The following is a 24,057-nucleotide window of genomic DNA, read 5'->3' on the forward strand; positions in this document are numbered from 1 at the left end:
CAGAAAGAGGTATCGCATGGACGCCGGGCTCAAGCGCGAGCTGGAGCAGAAGGTCCGCTCCGGTGAGCGGCTGACCCGCGAGGACGGCATCGCGCTGTACGAGTCGGACGATCTCGCCTGGCTCGGCGGCCTCGCACACGAGGTGCGGACGCGGAAGAACGGCGACGTCGTCCACTTCAACGTCAACCGCCACCTCAACATGACCAACGTGTGCACCGCCTCCTGCGCGTACTGCTCCTTCCAGCGCAAGCCGGGGGAGAAGGACGCGTACACGATGCGCATCGAGGAGGCGGTGAAGCTCGCCAAGGCGATGGAGGGCGAGAACCTCACCGAGCTGCACATCGTCAACGGCCTGCACCCCAACCTGCCGTGGCGCTACTACCCGCGCTCGCTCAGGGAACTGAAGGCCGCGCTGCCGGACGTCTCGCTCAAGGCCTTCACGGCCACCGAGATCCACCACTTCGAGACCATCTCCGGGATGTCCGCCTCCGACATCCTGGACGAGCTGATCGACGCCGGTCTGGAGTCCCTGACCGGCGGCGGCGCGGAGATCTTCGACTGGGAGGTGCGGCAGCACATCGTCGACCACCGCACCCACTGGGAGGACTGGTCCCGCATCCACCGCCTGGCCCACGAGAAGGGCCTGAAGACCCCGTGCACCATGCTCTACGGCCACATCGAGGAGCCCCGCCACCGCGTGGACCACGTGCTGCGCCTGCGTGAGCTGCAGGACGAGACGGGCGGCTTCCAGGTCTTCATCCCGCTGCGCTACCAGCACGACTTCGTGGACATGAAGGACGGCAAGGTCAGGAACCGCCTCCAGGCGCGGACGCAGATGGCGACCGGCGCGGAGGCGCTGAAGACCTTCGCGGTCTCGCGCCTGCTCTTCGACAACGTCCCGCACGTCAAGGTCTTCTGGGTCATGCACGGCGTCCAGACCGCCCAGCTCGCCCTCCAGCACGGCGCGGACGACATGGACGGCTCGGTCGTCGAGTACAAGATCACGCACGACGCGGACGACTTCGGCACGCCGAACAAGCTGACGCGGGAGGATCTGCTCGACCTGATCCGCGACGCCGGGTTCCGGCCGGTCGAGCGGAACACGCGGTACGAGATCCTCCGGGAGTACGAGGGTCCCGACGCGGCGCGTAGGGAGTCGCCGCAGCCGATGCGGGTGTGACAAGGGGCGGTTCGGTTGTCCGCCGGGTGCGGGCCGGTGGGTGGTCGCTTGCGCAGTTCCCCGCGCCCCTGAGTCGGAACAGTGCCCGGCGCTGTTCAGGCAACGTGAGTGCATGCCCTCAGGGGCGCGGGGAACTGCGCGACCAGCCACAGACCACCCGCACCCGGCACGGGTCCGTACCCCTACGGCGGGTACCCGCGTTCCATGGCCACCGAGGACGACTACACCGCACAGCCCTTCGTTCCGGACCGCGGCGGCCTCCCTGCCCTGCGCCGTGCGGCGGCCGACTGCCACGGCTGCCCCCTGCACAGGGCCGCCACCCAGACCGTCTTCGGCGCCGGCAAGGCGTCCGCCCGCGTCATGCTCGTCGGCGAGCAGCCCGGCGACCAGGAGGACCGGCAGGGCAAGCCCTTCGTCGGCCCCGCCGGACACCTCCTCGACCGGGCGCTGGCGGAAGCCGGCCTCGACCCGGCGGACGCGTACGTCACCAACGCCGTCAAGCACTTCAAGTTCACGCGGGCCGAACCCCGCAAGCGCCGTATCCACAAGGCGCCCACCCTGCGCGAGACGGCCGCCTGCGGTCCCTGGCTGGCCGCCGAGCTGGACCGCGTGCAGCCCGAGCTGATCGTGGTGCTGGGCGCCACGGCCGGCAAGGCGCTGCTCGGCTCGTCCTTCCGGGTCACTCGGGTGCGCGGCACGGTGCTGGAGGAGGAGATCCACGGGCGTCCGGAACGGCTGGTGCCGACCGTGCACCCCTCGGCGGTGCTGCGGGCCGACGACCGGGACGCGGCCTACCGGGGACTGCTCTCGGACCTGAAAGTCGCCGCACGAGCACTCGCGTAATAGCTACTATGGCTCGGTGTCCCTTACTTTCACTTTCGATCCGGCCGTCACCCCCGACCTCCGTGACGGCGTCCTCGACCTGTGGACCGACGTCTCCAACGCCGGCGGCTCCGTGGGCTTCGTGCCGCCGGTGACGCGCGAGGACGTCCGCCCCGAGCTGCTCAAGCACCTGACGGGCATGGCCGAGGGGCGTACCCGCCTCCTCGTCGGACACGACGAGGAGGGCAGGGTGGCCGCCACCGCGTTCCTCGCCCTCAACACGCACCGGCTGATGAAGCACTGGCTCTGGCTCTACACGGTCATGGTCCACCCGCGCCACCAGGGCCGCGGCTACGGCCGGGACCTGATGGCCGCCGCCGCGGACGCCGCCCGCACCTGCGACGGCATCGAGGCGATACGCCTCACCTGCCGCGGCGGGCTCGGCCTGGAGCGGTTCTACGAGTCCTGCGGCTACAAGGAGGTCGGCCGGGTCCCCGGCGCGATCCGGGTCGCCCCCGGCGACGACCGGGACGACGTCTTCCTGCTGCTGCCCCTGGCCTGACCCCCGGCCGCTGCCCGGCCGACCCCCGTGCAAGATCGACGGCCCGGCATGTTTCACTGGACAGTGCCTCTTTGTGCCAGAAACGGAAGAGTGGATTGAGATGCTCCGCTACACGCTGATGCGCCTCGGGATCTTCGCAGGCTGCCTCGTGGTCGTCTGGGGGCTCGTCTACGCCGGAGTGTTCCCGCGCGGCCTCGGCGACTCCAACGGCATGTGGATCCTCCTGCTCTCCCTGCTGATCTCCGCCCCCATCAGCTACGTCGCGCTGCGCAAGGAGCGGGACCGGGCCTCGGTCCAGGTCGTGGGCCGGGTGGACCGCATGAAGGCCAACCTGGAGGCCAACCGCGGCCAGGAGGACAGCGCCGACGACACGGCCCGCGCCCAGGGCCAGACCTCGTAACGTCCGTCACGCACCCGCACGCCCCGGCTTCCGAATTCACCGGAAACCGGGGCGCTTTGCGTTTTGCGGGCAGTAGTGCACTCCTGCCTCTCAAAGTATGGCTTTGAGTGTCTCAAAGCATGGGTGTTAAAGTCGTGCGCATGAAGCAAGCAGCCGCGCCCACCACACCACAGCGCCTCGCGCTCGTGGCGCGCCTGCACGTGGACCTCTGCCGGTGCGCGTCCGCGAACTGTCGCCCCTGACGTTCCCCCTCACCAGTCGTCCCCACGTCAGCTCAGCGCATCCCATCCCGCGTCCCGTCCCCCTACGGAGCATGTCCGTGTCTTCACCCTCTTCTTTCACGAAGTACCTCAAGGTGCCCTTCTGGGCCCAGATACTCGCCGGTCTCGTCCTCGGCGTCCTGCTGGGCTGGCTGGCCCGCAGCCAGGACATATCGTGGCTGGTCACCACCCTGGAGAAGGTCGGTGACACCTTCATCGGCCTGCTGAAGCTGGCCGTCGCACCGCTCGTCTTCTTCGCGATCCTCGTCTCGATCACCAACCTGCGGAAGGTCAACAACGCGGCCCGCCTGGCGTCCCGCACCCTCCTCTGGTTCATGATCACGTCGCTGATCGCGGTGGCCATCGGCCTCGTCATCGGCCTCGTCACCAACCCGGGTTCCGGCACCGGCCTCACCCCGGCCGACGGCGCGAAGCCCGAACACACCGGTTCCTGGATCGACTTCCTGACCGGCATCGTGCCGACCGACGTCATCACGCCGTTCACCGAGCTGAACGTCCTCCAGATCGTCTTCATGGCCGCCGTCGCCGGCATCGCCGCCCTCCAGCTCGGCGAGAAGGCCCAGCCGATCCTCAACCTGAGCGAGTCGATCCTCGAACTCCTCCAGAAGGCCCTGTGGTGGGTCATCCGCCTCGCCCCGCTCGGCACCGTCGGCCTCATCGGCAATGCCATCGCCACCTACGGCTGGGACCTCATCGGCAAGTACGCCACCTTCACCGCCGACATCTACGTCGGCTGCGCCCTCGTGATGTTCGTGGTCTACCCGACGCTGCTCGCCACCGTGGCCAAGGCCAGCCCGCTCCAGTTCTTCAAGGGCGCCTGGCCCGCCATCCAGCTGGCCTTCGTCTCCCGCTCCTCCGTCGGCACCATGCCGCTGACCCAGAAGGTCACCGAGCGCCTCGGCGTCCCGAAGGAGTACGCGTCCTTCGCCGTGCCGTTCGGCGCGACGACCAAGATGGACGGCTGCGCCGCGATCTACCCGGCGATCGCCGCGATCTTCGTCGCGCAGATCTTCGACATCCAGCTGGGCGTCGGCGACTACCTGCTGATCGCCTTCGTCTCGGTGGTCGGCTCCGCCGCCACGGCCGGCCTCACCGGCGCCACGGTCATGCTCACCCTGACCCTCTCCACCCTGGGCCTGCCCATGGAGGGCGTCGGCCTCCTCCTCGCCATCGACCCGATCCTGGACATGATGCGGACGGCGACGAACGTCGCGGGCCAGGCCCTCGTGCCGGTGATCGTCTCGGCCCGCGAGGGAATCCTCGACCGCAAGGCCTACGACGAGGCGCACGCCTCGCCGATCGACGAGCCGGAGCGGGAGAAGCAGGCGTCGGAACCGGTTCCGGTCGCCGCCTGACCGCCGTGATCGAGGTGTCGGCGTCGCGCTGACGTCCTGAACACCGCCGCACGGACCGTACGCTGATTCGCATGGGTGCAGGGAAGACCAAGCGGATGCCGCGTGCGGTCCGTGAGCAGCAGATGCTGGACGCCGCCGTGAGCGTCTTCGGCCGGCGCGGGTACATGGCGGCGTCGATGGACGAGATCGCCGAACTGGCGGGCGTGTCCAAGCCGCTGGTGTACCTGTACCTGAACTCGAAGGACGACCTCTTCAGCGCCTGCATCGACCGCGAGGCCCGCGCCCTCACCGAGGCGGTGCGGGCCGGCGTGCGTCCGGGGCTGCCCGCCGACGGGCAACTCTGGTCGGGACTGCGGGCGTTCTTCACCCACACCGCGCACCACCCGGACGCCTGGCGGGTGCTGCACCTGCACGCCCGTACGCACGGCGAGCGGTTCGCCGCCGAGGTGGCGGTGATGCGCGAGGACATCGTCGCCTTCGTGACGCAGCTGATCGCCGCCGCGGCGCGGGACGCGCACCGCGACCCGCACCTGGCCGAGGGCGAGGTCGCCGGGCTGGCCGAGGCGCTGGTCGGGGCCGCGGAGTCGCTCGCCGACTGGGCGGGCGCCACCGAGGGCGTCACCGCGAAGCAGGCGGCGGCGACCCTGATGAACTTCGCCTGGGCCGGCCTGGGAGACCTGATGGCGGGACGGCCGTGGTCCGCGCCCGAGGAGCCCGGACCGGTGGCGGATCCCGCGCCGGTGGCTCAGGCCGCGGGGTAGGGCCCGACCTCGCCGGACACGTGCAGCCGCCCTTCCCGGGCGCCGCGCAGTTCGAACCGCCCGTCCCCGGCCCCGTACGTCACCGCCCCCGGCAGCAGCACGGGCGCCCGGAACTCCGCCCGTACCACGGCCGCGTCCGGCGTCCCGTGCTCGGCGAGGCACCGGGCCACGGTCCACATGCCGTGCGCGATGGCCCGCGGGAAGCCGAACAGGCGGGCGGTGAGCGGGTGCAGGTGGATAGGGTTGCGGTCCCCGGAGGCGGCGGCGTAGCGGCGTCCGACGTCACCGGCGAGTCGCCACTCGGCGCGTACGGGGAGGGGCTCGCGGTCGGCCGAGGGAGTCTCCCCGGCGGAGGGCCGGGCGGTGGTGCGGTGCCGGGCCAGGTAGGTGCTGCGGGACTCCCACACGAGGGTCGTGCCCGTGCGGACCTCCGTGACGACCGTCGCCTCGGTGCCGCGCCGGTGCGCGGCCAGCCCCTCGACGTACACGGTGAGTTCGTACCCGGTGGTCGCGGGCATGGCGGCCCGGCGGGTGATGCCGATGGACGTGTGGACGAGACCGAGCAGGGGCAGCGGGAAACCCCGGCCGCTCATCAGACGCATGGCCATCGGGAAGCCCAGCACGTGCGGATAGGTCACGGGAAGGGCGTCCGCGCCGGTCGCGAACCCGCACACCCGCTCGTACGCCGCGAGCCGCGCGAGGTCGACGCGCAGGCCGGGCAGGACCAGCCGGGTGCGGGGGAAGTCCGCGTCCGGGCGGGGGCGCTTGAGGGGCGACAGCAGCGCGCCGCGCGCGAGGAGCGGGGCCAGGGCGGGGACGCCGGTCAGGGTGCTGGGGGTCGGGGCCGCGGTGGTCATCACGCCCCCAGCAGGCTCTGGCCGCAGACCCGTACGACCTGCCCGTTGACCGCGCCGGAGGCCGGGTGCGCGAGCCAGGCGGTCGTCTCGGCGACGTCGACGGGCAGGCCGCCCTGGGCGAGGGAGTTCATACGGCGGCCGGCCTCGCGGATGAGGAGCGGGACCGCCGCCGTCATCCTCGTCTCGATGAACCCCGGCGCCACCGCGTTCACCGTCACCCCGTGATCGTCGAGGGCGCGGGGCGCCAGCGAGCGGACCAGCCCGACGATCCCCGCCTTGCTCGCGCCGTAGTTGGTCTGCCCCGCGTTGCCCGCGAGGCCCGCGATGGAGGCCGTCGCCACGATCCTGCCGCCCCGGTTGACGGCGCCCGCCGCGAGCAGCGCGTCCGTGGTGCGCAGGACACTCGCGAGGTTGACGTCGAGCACGGAACTCCAGCGGTCGGCCGGCATGTTGACCAGGCGCCGGTCGCGGGTGATGCCCGCGTTGTGGATGAGGACGTCGAGCCCGCCGGGCAGCGCGGCGGCGATGCGCTCGCCCGCGTCCGCCGCGGTGATGTCCAGCGCGAGGGCGGTGCCCCCGAGGCGTTCGGCGGCCCGGCGTGCCGCCTCCTCGGCCTGCGGCACGTCGAGGACGACGACCTGGGCGCCCTGCCCGGCCAGCGTCTCGGCGACCGCCGCGCCGATGCCGCGGGCGGCGCCGGTGACCAGGGCGGTGCGTCCGGCGAGCGGCAGCGCCCAGTCGTCGGGGGCGGCGCCCCCGCCCGCCGTCCCGACCTCGATCACCTGGCCGCTGACGTAGGCGGAGGCGGGGGAGAGGAGGAAGCGGAGGGTGGACTCGGCGGGCGCCGCGTCGGTGAGCCGTACGAGATTGACCGTCCTGCCCCGTCCGATCTCCTTGCCGAGCGAGCGCGTGAACCCCTCCAACGCCTGCTGGACGGCGGCCTGGTGGTGGTCGGCCGGGTCGAGCGGGGCACCGAGCACCACCACACGGCCGCTCGCGGCGACGGACCGTACGACGGGGTGCAGCGCGGCGTGCACCTCGGCCAGCGCGTCGACGTCCCGTACGCCGGTGGCGTCGAGGACGGCGGCGGCGGGCCGGCCGTCCTCGTCCCGGGGCAGGCCGGTGCGGGCCAGGACGGGTGCGAGGTCGAGCTCCGGCTTGCCGGCGGTGAGGTGCAGCAGGCCGCCGTCGAGCGCGTCCCGCCGCAGGGCCGCGGGCTGCGGCAGGCCCAGCCGGCGGGTGAGGAAACGGCCGGGTGCGGTGCCGGTGAAGCTGAGATAGCGGTCGGCCATGTCTGTCTCCCAGGCGGTTGCGACGGGTCCAGAGGTCTTCGGGGGCTTCGGGGGCTTCGAGGCAGTCCTACGCAGAGCTACTTACTCTGGAGTAAGGTTACCGGAGGTAAGCCTATGTCACGGGTGAGGAGCAGGTCGAGATGAGTCCTCTGGCACACCAGCCCACACGCCGCGTCGCGGTCATCGGGGGCGCCCGCGTCCCCTTCGCCCGCTCCGACGGGCCGTACGCCACCGCCTCCAACCAGGAGATGCTCACCGCGGCCCTCGACGCGCTGGTCGAGCGCCACGGCCTCCAGGACCCGGGCGCGGTGGGCGAGTTCGTGGCCGGTGCGGTCCTCAAGCACAGCCGGGACTTCAACCTCGCCCGCGAGACGGTCCTCGGCTCGGACCTTGACCCGCGCACCCCCGCCTACGACATCCAGCAGGCCTGCGGGACCGGGCTCCAGGCCGTGATCGCCGCCGCCAACAAGATCGCCCTCGGGCAGACCGAGTCGGCGATCGCGGGCGGCGCCGACACGGCGAGCGACGCCCCGCTCGGCGTCAACGACCGCCTGCGCCGCATCCTCCTGGAGGCCCGCCGGGCCAAGTCCACCGGCGGCAGACTGAAGGCCCTGGCCAAGGTCCGCCCGGGGCATCTGGTCCCCGACATCCCGCGCAACGCCGAGCCGCGCACCGGCCTGTCGATGGGCGAGCACGCCGCGGTCACCGCACGGGCCTGGGGCATCTCCCGTGAGGACCAGGACGCGTTGGCCGCGACGAGCCACCAGCGGCTGGCGGCGGCGTACGAACGCGGCCTCTTCCAGGACCTGGTGGTCCCCTTCCGCGGCCTGGCCCGCGACCAGAACCTGCGCCCCGGCTCGACCGTCGGGAAACTGGCCGCGCTCAAGCCGGTGTTCGGCCTCGACGCCCCCGGCCCCACCATGACGGCGGGCAACTCCACACCCCTGACGGACGGCGCCGCGACGGTGCTCCTGGCGAGCGAGGAGTGGGCCGAGGCCCGGGGCGTCGAACCCCTCGCGTACCTCACGGCGTACGAGACGGCCGCCGTGGACTTCGTCGGCGGGGATGTGGCCGGTGGTGAGGACGGCCTGTTGATGGCGCCCGCGTACGCGGTCCCGCGGATGCTGGAGCGGGCCGGGCTCGGCATCGGGGACTTCGACCTCGTCGAGATCCACGAGGCGTTCGCCTCCCAGGTGCTGGCCACGCTGGCCGCCTGGGAGAAGCGCGGCCTGGCCCCGGTGGACCGGGCCCGCCTGAACGTGGCAGGCTCCTCCCTCGCCACCGGCCACCCCTTCGCCGCCACCGGCGCCCGTATCGTGGCGACCCTGGCCACCCTGCTCGCCGAGCGGGACGGACCGGGGCGCGGCCTGATCTCCGTCTGCGCGGCGGGCGGCCAGGGCGTCACCGCCATACTGGAACGAACGTGACTTACCCTCAGGTAACCCTCAAGACTGCACACCTCCGGCGCGGGAAGATCGTGGAACGCGCACCAAGTCCCCACCTGGGCGCCGTACGATCCCGGAACTGACCGTCGGTAACCCATGTCCGCGGAACCGGCGATGAACGCCTCGGCGCGCGAGGCACGTACGTGATGCAGCAGAGCAGCGACAGCAGAAGCAGTGTCTTTGCTGCACGTCCCAGGAGCCGCCCGTGTCCACCCCGCTTCCGTCCTTCGCCGCATCCGCCGCCTACGCCGACTCGCCCGGCCCCACCCTGGTGGCGCCCGAGACGCGGATGCTGGACGGGGCCGTACGGGAGGCGTACGTACCGCCGTTCGCGCCGCCGGTGCGCCGCGGGTCCCTCGCCGACCTGCCCTTCGACAACGCGGCGGCGGTCCCGGGCCAGGTCGTCCTCAGCCGCAGGTCGCCGGACGGCGACTGGTCCGACGTCACGGCGGCCGAGTTCGCCGGTCAGGTGCTGGCGGTCGCCAAGGGCATGATCGCCGAGGGCCTGCTGCCGGGCGACCGTATCGCGATCATGGCGCGGACGACGTACGAGTGGACGCTGCTGGACTTCGCCGCGTGGGCGGCGGGACTGGTCACCGTTCCGATCTACCCCACCTCCTCGCTCTTCCAGACCCGCTGGATCCTCCAGGACTCCGGCGCCGTCACCCTCGTCACCGAGACCACCGCGCAGGCCGCGGCGCTCGGCCCCGAGCTGGACCGCATCCCGGACCTGGGGCACCTGTGGGTCATGGAGAAGGGACACGTGGAGCGGCTGGCGGAGCTGGGCGCGCGGGTGCCGGACGCGGAGGTGGAGGTGCGCCGCGGCATGCTCGGCCCGTCCACCCTGGCCACCCTGATCTACACCTCCGGCACCACCGGCCGCCCCAAGGGCTGCGTGCTCACCCACGGCAACTTCTTCGCCGAGGTCGACAACGCCATCGAGCTGCTCTACCCCGTCTTCAAGGCGGAGACCGGCGAGGAGCCCTCGATCCTGCTCTTCCTGCCGATGTCCCACGTCTTCGGCCGCATGGTCGCCGTGGCCTGCGTCCGCGCCCGGGTCCGCCTCGGCCACGCGCCCAGCCTGAAGCCGGAGGACCTGCTCCCCGACCTGGCGGCCTTCCGGCCGACCTGCCTGCTGACCATCCCGTACATGCTGGAGAAGGTCTTCAACAGCGCCCGTGCCAAGGCCGAGTCCGGCGGCCGGGCCTCGGCCTTCGACCGCGCGGTCTCGGTGGCGGTGCGCTACGGCGAGGCCAAGGAGGCCCGCCAGACGGGCACCGGCGGCGGCCCCGGCCGCGGCCTGAAGACCGCTCGCTCCTTCTACGACCCGCTCGTCTACCGCAAGATCCGGAGCGCCATGGGCGGCCGGGTCAAGTACGCCATCTGCGGCGGCTCCCCGCTCGGCCGCCGCCTGGCAGCCTTCTACGCCGGCGCCGGCATCGAGATCTTCGAGGGCTACGGCCTCACCGAGACCACCGCCGCGGCCACCGTCACGCCCCCGCTCAAGCCGCGCCTCGGCACGGTCGGCTGGCCGCTGCCCGGCACCCGCATCCGCATCGCCGCCGACGGCGAGATCCTGGTCGCGGGGGAGCAGGTCCTGCACGGCTACTGGGACCCGCAGGCCGGGGGCGTCGTCCAGGCCGCACCCGACGGCTGGTTCGCCACCGGTGACATCGGCAGCCTGGACGACGAGGGCTATCTGACGATCACCGGCCGCAAGAAGGAGCTGCTGATCACCGCGGGCGGCAAGAGCGTCGCCCCGGCGCCGCTGGAGAACTGGCTGCGCTCCCACCCCCTGATCTCCCAGTGCATCGTCCTGGGCGACCGCCGGCCCTACGTCTCCGCCCTGTTCACCCTCGACCCGGACGGTGTCACCCACTGGCGCCGGATGAACGGCAAGCACCCGGTGCCGCCGGAGCTGCTGGTGGACGACGAGGAGGTCCACGCGGTGCTCCAGCGCGCCGTCGACGAGGCCAACAAACTGGTCTCCCGCCCGGAGTCCATCCGCCGCTTCGCCGTCCTGCCCAGGGACTTCACCGAGTGGGAGGGCCACCTGACCCCCTCCATGAAGCTCCGGCGCGAGGTGATCATGCGGGACTTCGCGGAGGCGGTGGAGGGACTGTACGAGGGGTAGGCGCGGTACGAGGGGCAGGACGGCGGCCGGGGTCAGCGGCGGGCGATGAGGAACGCCTGCGGGACCTGGGCGACAGTGGTCTCCTCGGTGACCCGCACCGTCCGGGACAGCACGGTGAACCCGGCCTGCTCCAGCAGCTCCGCCATCGGCTCCGGGCGCCGCCGTTCGAAGTCCAGGGCGACCGGGTGGCCCCACGGCCGGTCGTGATGGCCCGGCTCGTCACCGACCTGGAAGCCGAGCAGCAGGTGCCCGCCCGGGGCCAGCACACGCCGCACCTCGCCGAAGAGGTCGGGCAGCCGCTCCCACGGCGTGTGAATCGACGAGTACCAGGAGACCGCCCCCGCCAGGGCGCCGTCCGGCAGGTCGAGGTCCAGCATGGACCCCTGCTCGAACCGCAGCCCCGGGTTCTCGCGGCGCGCGATCGCGAGCATCGAGGAGGACAGGTCGAGGCCGAAGACGCGCAGGCCCAGCGAGGCGAGGTGCGCGGTGACCAGGCCTGGCCCGCAGCCGAGGTCGGCCACCTGCCCCGTGGGCCCGACCAGCTCGGCGAAGGCGCCCATCAGCGCCCGGTCCAGCGGGGCGTCGTCGAGCACGGTGCGGAAGCGGACGTGGTAGTCCTCGGCGATGGCGTCGTAGAAGGTCCTGGTGGTGGCCACGAAGGCGGGATCGGCGGTCATGGGCGGACCCTAGTGGCAGCCACTGACAGCCACTGACCCACTGACAGCCACTGCCAGCCGGAGTCGGTGAGGATTCACGAAGGGTTCACAAAGACAGGAGCCCCGTCGCCGAAACCGGCGCGGGGCTCCTTGGGTACTGCTGTCAATCAGACAGGAGTGACATTCTCAGCCTGCGGACCCTTGGGGCCCTGCGTGACGTCGAAGGACACCTGCTGGTTCTCCTCGAGGGAGCGGAAGCCGCTCGCGTTGATCGCGGAGTAGTGGACGAAGACGTCGGGGCCGCCGCCTTCCTGGGCGATGAATCCAAAGCCCTTTTCGGCGTTGAACCACTTCACGGTTCCGGTAGCCATAAGCCCTCCTTGGGCCCAAAGGGTTGCCCTGCTCCAGAACCCAGCAAGTGTGAAGACTTTGAATGTCGCACAACTGCATACGTCTGAGAACGACGAGAGCCCGCGGTCACATGCTCCGCAGGCTCTGTACTGCAAGGGAAACCAAACTGCAACTTGCTGTGAGCCTAGCACGCAGGCCCCCGAGCGCAACAGAGGTCAAGATCACTTCACCCGGACGTTTGAACACCTGCGCCGTTCGGCTGACGCCGGGGGTCGGCGGCGGGCGGATCACGGGGGAGGTCTAGCCTCGCGATGTGGACAATTCTCGCACCCGGCCGCGTGTCGGCCACATCCAGTTCCTGAACTGCCTGCCCCTGTACTGGGGGCTCGCGAGAACAGGCACGCTCCTCGACTTCGAGCTGACGAAGGACACCCCGGAGAAGCTCAGCGAGCAGCTGGTGCGCGGTGATCTCGACATCGGTCCCGTCACCCTGGTCGAATTCCTCAAGAACGCCGACGACCTCGTCGCCTTCCCCGACATCGCCGTCGGCTGCGACGGCCCCGTGATGTCGTGCGTGATCGTCTCCCAGGTCCCGCTGGACCGCCTGGACGGCGCCCGGGTCGCCCTCGGGTCGACCTCGCGCACCTCCGTACGCCTGGCCCAGCTCCTCCTGTCGGAGCGCTTCGGCGTCCAGCCGGACTACTACACCTGCCCGCCGGACCTGAGCCTGATGATGCAGGAGGCCGACGCGGCCGTCCTCATCGGGGACGCCGCCCTGCGCGCCAACATGATCGACGGCCCGCGCTACGGCCTCGACGTGCACGACCTGGGCGCCCTGTGGAAGGAGTGGACGGGCCTGCCGTTCGTCTTCGCGGTCTGGGCGGCCCGGCGCGACTACGCGGAGCGCGAGCCGGTCATCACCCGCAAGGTGCACGAAGCCTTCCTCGCCTCCCGCAACCTCTCCCTGGAGGAGGTCGAGAAGGTCGCGGAGCAGGCCGCCCGCTGGGAGGCCTTCGACGAGGAGACCCTGGCGAAGTACTTCACCACCCTCGACTTCCGCTTCGGCGCCCCGCAGCTGGAGGCGGTCACGGAGTTCGCCCGCCGCGTCGGCCCCACCACGGGCTTCCCGGCGGACGTGAAGGTGGAGCTGCTCCAGCCCTGAACGCCCGGGGCGTCGCGGTGGGCGGCCCACTACCCTGCTGGCAGGTACCGGCGTACGGGGGAGGGGTGGACGCCATGCGGCCGCTCGAAGTCGACGAACCCACCGTCGTGGGGCCCTACCGGCTGCTCGGCCGGCTGGGCTCCGGCGGCATGGGCCGGGTCTACCTGGGCCGCAGCGCGGGCGGCCGCACGGTCGCGGTGAAGATCGTGCACCCGCACTTCGCGCTGGACGAGGAGTTCCGGGCCCGGTTCCGGCGCGAGGTGGCCGCCGCCCGCCGGGTCGGCGGCGCCTGGACCGCGCCCGTACTGGACGCCGACCCCGAGGCGCGCGTGCCGTGGGTCGCCACGGCGTACGCGGCCGGTCCGTCGCTGACGGCGGCCGTCGCGGACGGCGGCCCGCTGCCCGCCCACTCGGTACGGGCGCTCGGCGCGGGCCTCGGCGAGGCGCTGGCCGCGGTGCACGAGCTGGGCCTGGTCCACCGTGACGTGAAGCCGTCCAACATCCTCCTCACTCTCGACGGCCCCCTCCTGATCGACTTCGGCATCGCCCGCGCCACGGACGGCACCGCCTCCCTGACCTCGACGGGCGTGTCCATCGGCTCCCCCGGCTACATGTCCCCCGAGCAGATCCTCGGCAAGGGCGTGACCGGGGCGGCGGACGTCTTCTCGCTGGGTGCCGTGCTGGCGTACGCGACGACGGGACAGCCGCCCTTCCCGGGTGACTCCTCGGCCGCCCTCCTCTACAAGGTCGTCCACGAGGAGCCGAGCCTCGACGGCCTGGACGACGGGGAACTGCGCGAGCTGGTCGCGTCCTGCCTGGCGAAGGACCCGTCCGCCCGTCCGGCGCCCGCCGAGGTGGCCCGGCGCCTGGCCCCCGAGGGCGCCGCCCGCCTGGTGACCGGCGGCTGGCTGCCGGGGGCGCTGGTGGAGCGGGTCAGCCGGAGCGCCGTACGGCTGCTGAACCTGGAGGCGGCGTCGGGGGCGCCCGCGGGGGAGGCGTCGGGACCCGTGGGGTTCAGCCGGCCGTCGGTCACGGCGGGCGCGGAGGTCGCGGAGGGTGCTTCGCCGGGACCGGAGGGTGCTTCGCCGGGACCGGAGGGCGGGGCGGCGCCCGCGGCCTCCGGTGTCTTCGGCCCGCCGCCGGTGATGCCGACACCCACCGCGCCCTCGATGTCGCTCCCGTCTCCGTCTCCGTCCCCGTCGCCGTCCTCCTCCTCGCCCGTCCCCGGCCCGAGGGGCCCGGAGCGGCCGGGCGGCGACGCGGGCGCCGGTCCGGACACCGGGCCGGGCACGGGGTCGGGCGCGGGTCCGGGCACAGGGTCGGGGGCGGGCCACCCGCCCGGCAGGCTCGCCCTCTCCGTCGCGGCGACCTCGACGCAGGGCGCCCAGGGACGCGGCCGGCGGATCAGCTGCACCGTGGCATTGGCGGTGGCGGGAGCGCTGGCGGCGGTGACGGTGGGGTCGGTGTTCGTCCTGGACCTGCTGCCGGGCTCGGGCAACGACGCGAACAACGCAGGGGGCAACGAGGCCTCCCACGATCCCCCGGCCGCCACCCCCGGCGGGCTGCCCGCGCGCTACGTCGGCACCTGGGAGGGCCAGGGCGCCGCCCTGAAGGGCAAGCTGCCGCTGGGTACCTTCCGGATCACCATCAAGCAGGCGAAGGTCGGCCAGGAACTGGGCAGGCTCCGCCAGACCGACGCGCTGGGCGGCGTCTGCGTCGACGTGATCACCCTCAAGAAGGTGACGGAGAAGCAGCTCGTCGCCGGGTCCGTCGGCGCCGAGGGCAACCACGACGGCTGCAACCCCGCCCCCACGACCGTCACCTTCACCCCGGTCGGCGACGACCTCGACTACGCGTCGAAGAGCGAGGAGTCGGGCCGGCCTGAGGCACGACTGTCGAAGATCGAGTAGCCGGGCCGGTTCGCCACCCCGCCCACCGCCTCCGCCGCGCCATGCCCCGGTCATGGTCCTGCCCCCGTGGTTACTACTGTGTCTGCGATACGGACACCGGCGACGAGATGACCGTTCGTCAAGGCGTTCGTCAAGGTTTCGCTACGGGGAAGGCCCGCCATGGAGACACTGCAGTCGGACGATCCGCGGGAGCTGGGCAGTTATCGCCTCCTGCGAAGGCTTGGCGCCGGTGGAATGGGCCGCGTCTACCTCGCCCGCTCGCCCGGCGGCCGTACCGTCGCGGTCAAGGTGGTCCGCCCCGACCTCGCTGCCGACCACGACTTCCGCGAGCGTTTCCGGCACGAGGTCGAGATCGCGAAGGCGGTCTCCGGCCGGTTCACCGCCCCCGTCGCGGACGCCGACCCGGACGCGCCGCTGCCCTGGCTCGCCACGTCGTACGTCCTCGGCCCCGATCTGACCGACGTGGTCGCGGCCCATGGGGCGCTGCCCGAACGCACGGTTCGCGCACTGGCCGCCGGTCTCGCCGCGGCTCTGCAGGACATCCACGCGGCGGGCCTGATGCACCGCGACCTCAAGCCTTCCAACGTTCTGCTCGCCGCCGACGGACCCCGGCTCATCGACTTCGGCATCGCACGGGCAGTGGACGGCAGCCGCATGACGCAGACCGGAGTGGTGGTCGGCTCGCCCGGCTACATGTCGCCGGAGCAGGCGATGGGCAAGGACGTCGGCGTCGCGGGCGACGTCTTCTCCCTCGGTTCCGTGCTCGCGTTCGCGGCCACCGGGCGGGGCGCCTTCGGCGACGGCACGACCTCGCACGCGGGGATGCTCTACCAGGTCGTGCACGGAGAACCCGACCTGACGGACGTGCCCCCCTCGTTGCTGGGACTCGTCCGCGCCTGCCTGACGAAGGACCCGACACAGCGTCCGGCGCCGGGTGAGATCGTCGCCGCGCTCGCCGGGCAGGGCATCGACGCCGCCCTCCACGACTGGCTGCCGTCGGCCGTCGCATCGACCATCGCGACCCACGCCGCGGGGATCCTGGACCTGGAGGCACCCGGAACGCCGCAGACTGCTCCGCAGCCGGAGAACCACCCGGCGGCAGGTTTCGGTCCGGCACCGACCATGCTCGACGGCGCCTCGTCGACCGGAACGGCCGCTCATGGCACGATGCCCGGCGGCGCCTCGGTACCCGCGTACGGGACTTCCCTGCCCGGCACCGTCCAAGTCGGACAGGCCGCAGAGCCCGCTCCCGCCCACTCCCGTCGTCGCGTCCTCGGCATGGCCCTGGGCGGCGCGGCAGCCGTCGCGGTGGCCGGGGGCGGTATCGCGTGGGCGCTCACGTCGGACGACGCCTCCGACGACGCGAAAGGGACACCCGGCACCGGGACTTCGGCCGATCCGGCGGACGGCGACTTCACGACCCCGCCCGCCGGGGTGGCCCCCCAGCCGCTGTGGCACAAGTCGGCCGGGAAGGACAGCACCAGCCCGCGCGTACCGCTCCTCACCCACGACGGACTGCTCCTGGTCAGCGGCGACCCGCTCGTGGCCTACGACGTCCGGACCGGCAAGGCCCGCTGGACCAAGGCGGGCATCTGCCGGCCCGGGGCCCAACTCCTCTTCCACGACGGCAAGGTGTTCCTCGCCGACGGCGACTACGAGGGCGCCCTGGTCGCCTACGACGTCAAGACCGGCGAAGAGGCCTGGCGCAGCCGCCTCGGCAAGCAGCTGTCCGTCGAGGACACGATCGCGATCGACGACAAGAACGTCTACGTCACGGCGACCGACTACGGCCAGTCGAAGAGCGCCACCGAGTACCGCACGGCCGTCGCGGCCGTCAGCCACACCACGGGAAAGAAGACGTGGATTCAGCACCGGGACTGGGGCACGAAGGACTACGACGTCCAGGGCACCGCCTCGGGCAAGTACCTGGTCTACGCCGACTCGAACCTCAACCTCACCGTCCGGGACACCGCCACCGGCGGCCAGGTGTGGACCAGGAAGATCGGTGACGAGTGGTCCTGGCAGCCCACGGTCGCGAACGGCCTCGTCTTCCTCCCGGGCGACGAACTCAAGGCCGTCGACGTGGAGAAGGGCAGTACGGCCTGGACACTCGACCCGGCCGGCCGACGCGGCTTCGACAACCCGACGGTCGTCGACGGCGTGCTCTACGTCAGCGACCACGACGACGGCGTATGGGCGGTGAACGTCAAGACCGGCAAGCGCAACTGGCTCTGCGACGAACTGGACGTCGACGGACCGGAGTCGTTCCGCCGCGTGGGCTCGACCCTGTACGGGGCCACCGGCTCCGTCGACGGCGGCATCGTCGCCCTGGAGACGCGGACGGGCAAGCTCCGCTGGACGTACACCGACAGCAAGGCCGTCGGCGAGCCGTGGCAGGTCGCCCTCGCGGGCAACCGACTGCTGGCGACGCACGGCCACGAGATCTACGCGCTGCCCGCGGTGTAGCGAGGACGACGGGCCGCGGAGACCTCTCGGTCCCGCGGCCCGTCGTCCTTTCCGGGGGGCCGGTGCCCGTCACATCGGCGTCGTGACCGTCAGGTGCTCCCCGCTGCCGAGGTGCAGCATGCCCTTGCCGGGAGTGATCTGGCCGCCGACCATGCTGCGGTTCGTGCGGATGCCGATCAGCTCTCCCGCGGAGCTGTCCTGCGGGGACAGCAGGATGCCACGGCGGGCCTTCTTCATGTCGACCTGCCAACCGGAGAAGCCGTCGCAGATCTCCTCCTCGTCACCTGCGATGACGACGGCCAGGCCTTCCTCCACCCCGCGTTCGACGATGCGCTTGAAGATGTCCTCCGCGTCGCAGTCGTCGTGCACCTCGGCGTCATCGACCAGGACGACGATCGGCTGCTCGGGACTGGCCGTCCCGACGAGCTCCTCCATCTCGTCCTCGTCGATGTCCCGGCCGGTGAAGACCTTCAGGACGCCCTCCGTCCCCTCCAGTTCACGCAGCGGGGACGGCCGGGGTGCCGCCAGGATCAGCCGTACGCCCTGGGCGAGGCAGGAGCGCGCGACGTTCAGCAGCACCGTGCTGCGCCCGGACTTCGCGGGCCCGCCGATCACGAACGCCGGGACGCCCTGGGCGAGGTCCGGGCCGAAGGCGGTGAGCTCGTCACCGCCGACACCGACCAGCGCCCACAGCGGGGAAGCGCTCGCCACCGGGTCGCGCATGGCCCAGGCGTCGGCGAAGGAGATCCGGCTGGGCAGGACGTCGACGCGGAACGGGCGGCGGGAGCGCGGCAGGCCGGCGTCCCGGGCGGTCGCCGCCTCACCGATCGCGGCGAGCGCCGCAGCCTGACCCTGACCGGTGGTGTCCTCGGCGAGCAGGGCGAAGTGGGTCTCGATCGCCGTCCCGCTCGCGAAGCCGCGGCCGGGCGGAATCTCCTCGGGGATCTTGCGCGCGTTGATGTCCAGCAACGAGAAGTCGCCGCGGTCCGCGAGGCGCAGACCGTACTTGTCCTCGGTGAGGGAGGAGATCCGCCCCGTCAGCAGCTGACGGTCGCCGGTGATCACCAGGTGCAGGCCGACGCTCGCGCCCTCGCGCATCATCGCCATCACCTGGTCGGTGAGGTCGCCGTGGTTGTACTCGCCGAGCGTGGGCAGCCAGCCCTCCCAACGGTCGAGGAGGACCACGATGTGGGGCAGTCGCTCGTCCTCGGCCGCGGCGGTCCGCTGCTCCCCGATGTCGGCGTAGCCCTTCTCCGCCAGCAGGTCCTGTCGCCGGGTGAGTTCACCGGTGAGCCGGTTGAAGAACCGGATGACCCGTTCCTGCTGATTGCGGCTGACGACCGCGCCGCAGTGCGGCAGCCGGGTCAGTGCGTTCAGGGCGCCGTTGCCGCAGTCGATGCCGTACAGATGGACGTCGGCGCTCGACAGGGTGCGGGCCAGGGAGCCCGCGATGGTACGCAGCACCTGCGAGCGGCCACTGCGTGGGCCACCGGCGACGAGCAGGTGCCCGAAGGTGGCGAAGTCGACGACCACCGGGCGGCGGGCCTGGTCGGACGGCAGGTCCGCGATGCCGTACGGGGCCGCCGACAGCGCCCCCTGGCTGCCCACCTCCGGAATGTCGTCCAACAGCAGGGACTCGTCAAGAGCGGGCAGCCACGGAGAGTGCTGGGCCGGAATGCCGAGGGTCTGGTTGGCTTCCCGGATGGCGTCGACCAGGACCTTGAGGTCGGTGATCTCGTCGTCCTCCCGTGCCTCGGTCTTGGGCTTCGTCAGCGCGGCCCGCCCCAGTTCCTGCCAGGAGAGCTGCCCGGCCCACGGGGCGAGCGCCGCCGGATCGGCGGCACCGGGGCGGCGGCCACCGACGCGGCCGGACTGGAAGGGGATGAGGGAGGCGTGGCCGAGTCGGACGTACGCGCGGCCCGGGGTGCTCTTGGCGATGTGACCGGCTTCCGGAGCGTCGATGACGTCGGTCGACTCACCGGCGTCGGTCACGCGCAGGGCGATCCGCAGGTTGGTGTTGGCGCGGATCTCGGGCGACACGACACCACTCGGCCGCTGGGTGGCCAGCAGGAGGTGAATGCCGAGGGAGCGGCCTCGCTGCGCGATGTTGACGAGCCCCGTCACGAAGTCCGGCAGGTCGCGCACCATCGACGCGAACTCGTCGATGACGATGAGCAGTCGGGGCACGGGCGGGTGGGACGGGTCCCGGCGCGACAGGTCCTGATAGTCCTCGATGTCCTTGGCGTCGGCGGCGGCGAGAATGTGCTCGCGCCGCTTCAGCTCCGCGCCCAGCGATTCCAGAGCGCGTTCGACGAGGTGCGCGTCGAGGTCGGTGACCATGCCGACGGTGTGCGGGAGTTTGACGCAGTCCTTGAAGGCGGACCCGCCCTTGTAGTCGACGAGGACGAACGTCATGTTCTCGGGCGTGTTGGCGACGGCGAGTGCGGCCACGATGGTCTGGAGCAGCTCCGACTTGCCCGAACCGGTCGTACCGGCGATGAGGCCGTGCGGGCCGTCGCGCCGGATGTCGATGCCGAAGGGGCCGTCGTACGACTCACCGATGACGGCCATGGTGGACTGTCCGCCCATGCGCCAGCGCGCGGCGACGTCGTCGCGGGTCGGGGGCTCCAGCTGGAGCACGTCGAGGAGCCGGCTCGAGGACGGGAGTGCGGAGTCCTCGGTCTCGCCACTGATGTCGCGCAGGGGCGCCAGCGCCCGGGACAGCCGCGCGCACCAGGCCGGGGAGACGAGGTCGGGCCGTACACCGGACCTGCGCCGGGCACCGGTCTGCTCGACGCGCAGTCGCAGTTCGGGGGCCTGCTCGGCGGCCTGCTGGTGCTGTTGGGCACCTTGGTACCAGCCCTGGAAGGAGGGGAAGCCACCGGCGGCGGCCTGCGGGGGGTTGCCGGGCCGTGCGGCGACGGCGGCGTCGTGGGCCAGCGGCTCGGCGACGACGAAGGCCTGGCATTCGCCGGGCAGGAAGCGCTCCTCCTCGTCCAGGCAGATCGCGTACATGGCGACCGCCGGCCCTTCCCGCAGGAGCCGTACCACGCCCGGCAGCGACCTCAGCCGACGCGATCCGTCCCACACGACGACGATGTCCGGGTCGGAGAAGGCGGGGCCGACACCACCGCTGTTGTTCTCCTTCAGGGCCTTCTGCCTGGCGTCGAGCAGCTGCGTCAGCTCGCCGACCCGGGCGCTCACGGTCTCGGAGTCCGTCCCGATCACCACGTTGACGTCCTGGCCGCTCGTGGGGCGGGCGTGCGGGAGCCAGCGGACCCAGTCCCAGCGCGGCTGCGCGTGGTTCTCGGTGAGCACGTAGAACTGGACATCCATCGGGCTGTGCAGCACCGCGGTCTGCGCCACGACCCATCTCGCGAGTGCCTGCGCCGAGTCGCCGGGCCCCGCGACACCGATGACGCCCAGGTCCCTCAGCGGCAGTGCGACGGGAGAGTCCTCGATCTCCCAGGTGACCTGACGCTTGTGCTCGTCCTGCTCAGGGTCGTCGAGAACGACCTCGGACGGCACCTGGCCGGTGCCGACCCGGAGGAGCAGATGGTCGGCGTCCGTGCGCCGCCGCTCCCACAACCGGGTACGAGGGCCGGTGCCGAAGGCCAGCACGGAGGCGGGGTCGGGACTGGCGCCTCGTCGGTCGAGCCGCTCCAGTCGCAGCGCGTCCTGGGCGTCCTTCTCGATCCGCTCCTTGGTCTCCTTGTACTCCTTGACCTGCTTCGCATGGGACTTGCGCCCGTGCTTCTTGTCGTTGAAGTAGTTGCCGAACAGCATGACCGGGCTCAGCAGAGCCATGATCAAGTAGTACCAGCGCCCGAAGATCATGACGGACACGACCGCGCCGACCAGCGGGAACAGAGCCATCAGCCAGGGCAGCGGCCGGACTTCGTACTCCCTGGGCGGAGAAGGCAGCCGGAACTGTGTCTTGCGCTCCGCCGGGCGCAGTCGCGGAGGCCGGTTGTAGTCGAGCCCGGCTCCGTCTTCCGACCACTTCAGGGCGGCGTCGGGAGGGGAGTAGCCGGCTATCTCCAGGAGCGTGTTGCCGAGGGCGAGTTGCGACCCGAGGGGCCAGCTGCCGCCCTCGAAGTCCTCGCCGTCGAGCCGGGGGTGTGTGCTGTCACCACCCTTCTCCTTCTCCTTCTTCTCGTCCGCGGCGTTCTTCGGCTCGATGCCGTGAAGGGTGACGTCGCAGGTGCCGTCCATGGCGATGGACACAGTGGCGGCACGCGCGGCGAGTTCGGGGTCGTCGATGCGCAGGTGCGCGGCGGGGCCGCTGCCGATGTCGTACCGGCCGACACCCAGCCGGTGCACGGCACCGGCGGCGGGACCGCCGGCCACGCGGAACTCCACGACACCCGTCGGCTCGCCGGACACGCAGCCCGCAGGATCGTGCAGGCTGACGACAGCGCCCTCGCGCAGCGGTGAGCCGACGATGTTGGCGTCGGGGTCGAGGGCGTAGCCGTCGACGAAGGCCTGCGGTGTACCGCCCGGGCCGGGGCGCCCGCCGATGGGGATGATCTCCGCACCACCGGTGACACCGACATGCCGCGCCAGCTCCCGAGTGATGTCGCCGACCGACGACTCCGGATCGGCGTCGAGCACCACATCGGTGCTGGCTCCGCCGACCGGGTCGACGACGGTCAGACTCAGGCGCACGTTCGTCCTCCTCGCTGGGCTGAGGCCGCCCCCGGAACGCTGAACACAGTGAAGCGACCTTAGCCGCCGTACCTCGCCCCCGCGCAACGGGATGCGCGGGGCCGCACGGGCCGGGATGTGCACCGGTTCACGCCTGTGCTGCCGGGCATCCCTGTCGCCCCAACAGCTCCACCCGTAGGATCTTTGCTCATGCGGACGGCCCTGGACGTGGGGGCGGACCGCTTCAGTCACGCCACGGGGGAAGGCCCTGAGGCGATGGGAGGGAGAGCTGTCATGGCGAAGGACACAGACCTTACTTACGCCGAGATGGAGAAGAAGGCCACCGACCTCATCAAAGCGATGGGCGACATGGAAGACATGTTGAAGGCCATCGAGAAGGGTGTGGAGGAGCTGGTCGCCAACGGCTTCACCACGCAGAAGGCCTCCGGCGCGTACGACGAGTCCATCAAGGACTTCACCAAGGGCGCGGCCAAGACCGTGAAGGGCCTGGAGGGCCTGTCCAAGTTCCTCACCAACGCCAAGAAGGCGTACGAGGACCTGGACGAGCAGCTGGCGAAGAGCGCCAAGGGCTGATCACCGGTGCCCGCAGGCTGAGCGGAGGGGGTGCGATGGGAAGCATCACGTTCCATCGCACCCTCGTCGTCGGTGTTTGGTGCGTTTGGTCTCGTCGGGGGAGCCAGCTCGTCGAGGACGTACAGGACGTCGCCGACGAACGGGCGTACGGCATCAAGCAGCTCGGTGAGCACACACAAGGGGCGGTCAAGATGATCAACATGATCGGCGACTCAATCGGCAAGTTGGATCTGGATCTGGCCGAGTTGCTGTGAACGTCTGGCAGCCCGAACCCGGAGAGAAGCTGCTCGCACGCGCGCCCGTGACCTTTGCGACGGGTGCGGCGCCGCTTGTGAGAGGGATGCGCTGGTTTCGCGACACGGAGCGCAACGACGTCCAGCACGAGCTTCAGGGGTGGCCGGAAGGCCCGTCCTTCATCCCTCGGTCGACTGGCAACACCATGGCACGCCGGTTGTTGAAAGGCACCGCAAGGGTCACCGGAGTGACTGTCATGGCGGCCCTGAGCGCCGCGGGTGGCAACATCGCCACCCCCTCGTCCGCTGATTCCGGATCGGACACACCCGATGACCCTGCCAACGAGGTCGATGACTTTCCCGTGATGTGGGCCGCGCAAGGAACCATCGGTAGGACGCTTCCCTGGCAGCTGGATCCGGGGCGAGTGAATCAGAAGTACTGGCGGACACATCTCATCGTCACCGACCGCAGGATCCTCGTCGTCGAACTTCCCTATGACGGGAAGAACATGGAAGCGATTGACGACGAGGTCATTTGGCAAACCTCACGCGCTGACATCCGTGGGGTCGAGCTGAAGAACTTCAAAGACGGCAATGATTTCACGATCACTTTTTTGGACGGTTCTTGGTGTAGGTTGAGCTGTCGTTCTCGGAGGCGTTTGACTCGATATCTGATGCGGGCGCCGGTGTTGCTCACTTTGGCTGATCTGAATCAGCGGCAGCGGAAGGCCGTTCTGGATTACGCGGAAGAAATCGAAATGCCGGGTTCCGTGTCTCCCGTCATCACGCAAAATCCATGCGGCCACTATAATGTCGACATTCTTCTTCCCCGTCGACTCACCTCTGTCTTCGGGGCCTCCGAGGCAAGCCTGGTCCTGGATGGAGAAGGACGCGACATCGATGTTTCGGACTATCACCCCGAAGATCTCTGAGAGTTGCTACTACTCCC

At 71.2% G+C, this 24,057-nt stretch carries 20 protein-coding genes; 15 read left to right on the forward strand and 5 right to left on the reverse strand.

The window, feature by feature from the left end:
* Positions 1-16: 16 nt before the first annotated feature.
* From mqnE to ACZ7MF_RS01790, 7 genes are all read left to right on the forward strand, one after another.
* Positions 17-1,180 (forward strand): aminofutalosine synthase MqnE, encoded by a 1,164-nt coding sequence (gene mqnE / locus ACZ7MF_RS01760; protein WP_471473922.1) that lies wholly within the window; start codon positions 17-19, stop codon positions 1,178-1,180.
* A 204-nt stretch (positions 1,181-1,384) separates the two neighbouring features.
* The gene (locus ACZ7MF_RS01765; RefSeq protein WP_471473923.1) at positions 1,385-2,023 is read left to right on the forward strand and encodes a UdgX family uracil-DNA binding protein; all 639 of its coding nucleotides are present in this window, start codon (positions 1,385-1,387) and stop codon (positions 2,021-2,023) included.
* Between the two features lie 16 nt (positions 2,024-2,039).
* Positions 2,040-2,564 (forward strand): GNAT family N-acetyltransferase, encoded by a 525-nt coding sequence (locus ACZ7MF_RS01770; RefSeq protein ID WP_356855475.1) that lies wholly within the window; start codon positions 2,040-2,042, stop codon positions 2,562-2,564.
* 100 nt (positions 2,565-2,664) lie between these two features.
* Positions 2,665-2,964 (forward strand): DUF4229 domain-containing protein, encoded by a 300-nt coding sequence (locus tag ACZ7MF_RS01775; RefSeq protein WP_104632392.1) that lies wholly within the window; start codon positions 2,665-2,667, stop codon positions 2,962-2,964.
* A gap of 140 nt (positions 2,965-3,104) precedes the next feature.
* Entirely contained in the window at positions 3,105-3,206 is a 102-nt protein-coding gene (locus ACZ7MF_RS01780) for a putative leader peptide (RefSeq protein WP_309546884.1), read from the forward strand.
* A gap of 71 nt (positions 3,207-3,277) precedes the next feature.
* Positions 3,278-4,600 (forward strand): dicarboxylate/amino acid:cation symporter, encoded by a 1,323-nt coding sequence (locus tag ACZ7MF_RS01785; protein ID WP_471473925.1) that lies wholly within the window; start codon positions 3,278-3,280, stop codon positions 4,598-4,600.
* A 71-nt stretch (positions 4,601-4,671) separates the two neighbouring features.
* Positions 4,672-5,361, forward strand: coding sequence for a TetR/AcrR family transcriptional regulator (locus ACZ7MF_RS01790; RefSeq protein ID WP_471473926.1), 690 nt, complete (start codon positions 4,672-4,674; stop codon positions 5,359-5,361).
* Here the strand turns inward: ACZ7MF_RS01790 and ACZ7MF_RS01795 are convergent.
* Together ACZ7MF_RS01795 and ACZ7MF_RS01800 are read right to left on the reverse strand one after the other, a co-directional pair.
* Positions 5,346-6,218: a MaoC family dehydratase gene (locus ACZ7MF_RS01795; protein WP_471473927.1), complete on the reverse strand. Its 873-nt coding sequence runs from the start codon at positions 6,216-6,218 to the stop codon at positions 5,346-5,348. The genes ACZ7MF_RS01790 and ACZ7MF_RS01795 overlap by 16 nt on opposite strands.
* Positions 6,218-7,510, reverse strand: coding sequence for a 3-oxoacyl-ACP reductase (locus tag ACZ7MF_RS01800; protein ID WP_471473929.1), 1,293 nt, complete (start codon positions 7,508-7,510; stop codon positions 6,218-6,220). Before ACZ7MF_RS01800 ends, ACZ7MF_RS01795 begins: the two co-directional genes overlap by 1 nt.
* Positions 7,511-7,650: 140 nt before the next feature.
* On the opposite strand from ACZ7MF_RS01800, the gene ACZ7MF_RS01805 reads away from it, so the two are divergent.
* The gene (locus ACZ7MF_RS01805; protein WP_471473930.1) at positions 7,651-8,937 is read left to right on the forward strand and encodes an acetyl-CoA C-acetyltransferase; all 1,287 of its coding nucleotides are present in this window, start codon (positions 7,651-7,653) and stop codon (positions 8,935-8,937) included.
* Positions 8,938-9,160: 223 nt separating this feature from the next.
* Complete coding sequence (locus ACZ7MF_RS01810; protein ID WP_471473931.1) at positions 9,161-11,089, forward strand: AMP-dependent synthetase/ligase; 1,929 nt, start codon at positions 9,161-9,163, stop codon at positions 11,087-11,089.
* 32 nt (positions 11,090-11,121) lie between these two features.
* Here ACZ7MF_RS01810 and ACZ7MF_RS01815 read toward each other — a convergent pair whose 3' ends face one another.
* Positions 11,122-11,766, reverse strand: a complete 645-nt coding sequence (locus tag ACZ7MF_RS01815; protein ID WP_471473933.1) for a class I SAM-dependent DNA methyltransferase — start codon at positions 11,764-11,766, stop codon at positions 11,122-11,124.
* A 146-nt stretch (positions 11,767-11,912) separates the two neighbouring features.
* Entirely contained in the window at positions 11,913-12,116 is a 204-nt protein-coding gene (locus ACZ7MF_RS01820) for a cold-shock protein (RefSeq protein WP_003992177.1), read from the reverse strand.
* Between the two features lie 293 nt (positions 12,117-12,409).
* On the opposite strand from ACZ7MF_RS01820, the gene ACZ7MF_RS01825 reads away from it, so the two are divergent.
* From ACZ7MF_RS01825 to ACZ7MF_RS01835, 3 genes are all read left to right on the forward strand, one after another.
* Positions 12,410-13,258, forward strand: coding sequence for a menaquinone biosynthetic enzyme MqnA/MqnD family protein (locus tag ACZ7MF_RS01825; RefSeq protein WP_356855457.1), 849 nt, complete (start codon positions 12,410-12,412; stop codon positions 13,256-13,258).
* A gap of 74 nt (positions 13,259-13,332) precedes the next feature.
* Positions 13,333-15,168, forward strand: a complete 1,836-nt coding sequence (locus tag ACZ7MF_RS01830) for a serine/threonine-protein kinase (RefSeq protein ID WP_471473934.1) — start codon at positions 13,333-13,335, stop codon at positions 15,166-15,168.
* A 159-nt stretch (positions 15,169-15,327) separates the two neighbouring features.
* The gene (locus ACZ7MF_RS01835; protein WP_471473935.1) at positions 15,328-17,634 is read left to right on the forward strand and encodes a serine/threonine-protein kinase; all 2,307 of its coding nucleotides are present in this window, start codon (positions 15,328-15,330) and stop codon (positions 17,632-17,634) included.
* Between the two features lie 69 nt (positions 17,635-17,703).
* Here the strand turns inward: ACZ7MF_RS01835 and ACZ7MF_RS01840 are convergent, their stop codons facing one another.
* Positions 17,704-22,302, reverse strand: coding sequence for an FtsK/SpoIIIE domain-containing protein (locus ACZ7MF_RS01840; protein ID WP_471473937.1), 4,599 nt, complete (start codon positions 22,300-22,302; stop codon positions 17,704-17,706).
* Positions 22,303-22,575: 273 nt separating this feature from the next.
* On the opposite strand from ACZ7MF_RS01840, the gene ACZ7MF_RS01845 reads away from it, so the two are divergent.
* The 3 genes from ACZ7MF_RS01845 to ACZ7MF_RS01855 are packed head-to-tail and all read left to right on the forward strand — an operon-like array spanning position 22,576 to position 24,040.
* Positions 22,576-22,875, forward strand: a complete 300-nt coding sequence (locus ACZ7MF_RS01845; protein WP_240330467.1) for a WXG100 family type VII secretion target — start codon at positions 22,576-22,578, stop codon at positions 22,873-22,875.
* 35 nt (positions 22,876-22,910) lie between these two features.
* Positions 22,911-23,129, forward strand: a complete 219-nt coding sequence (locus ACZ7MF_RS01850; RefSeq protein ID WP_471473938.1) for a hypothetical protein — start codon at positions 22,911-22,913, stop codon at positions 23,127-23,129.
* Positions 23,126-24,040: a hypothetical protein gene (locus tag ACZ7MF_RS01855; RefSeq protein WP_471473939.1), complete on the forward strand. Its 915-nt coding sequence runs from the start codon at positions 23,126-23,128 to the stop codon at positions 24,038-24,040. Before ACZ7MF_RS01850 ends, ACZ7MF_RS01855 begins: the two co-directional genes overlap by 4 nt.
* Positions 24,041-24,057 lie beyond the last annotated feature (17 nt).

It is taken from the genome of Streptomyces sp. NPDC111628 (assembly GCF_055635195.1).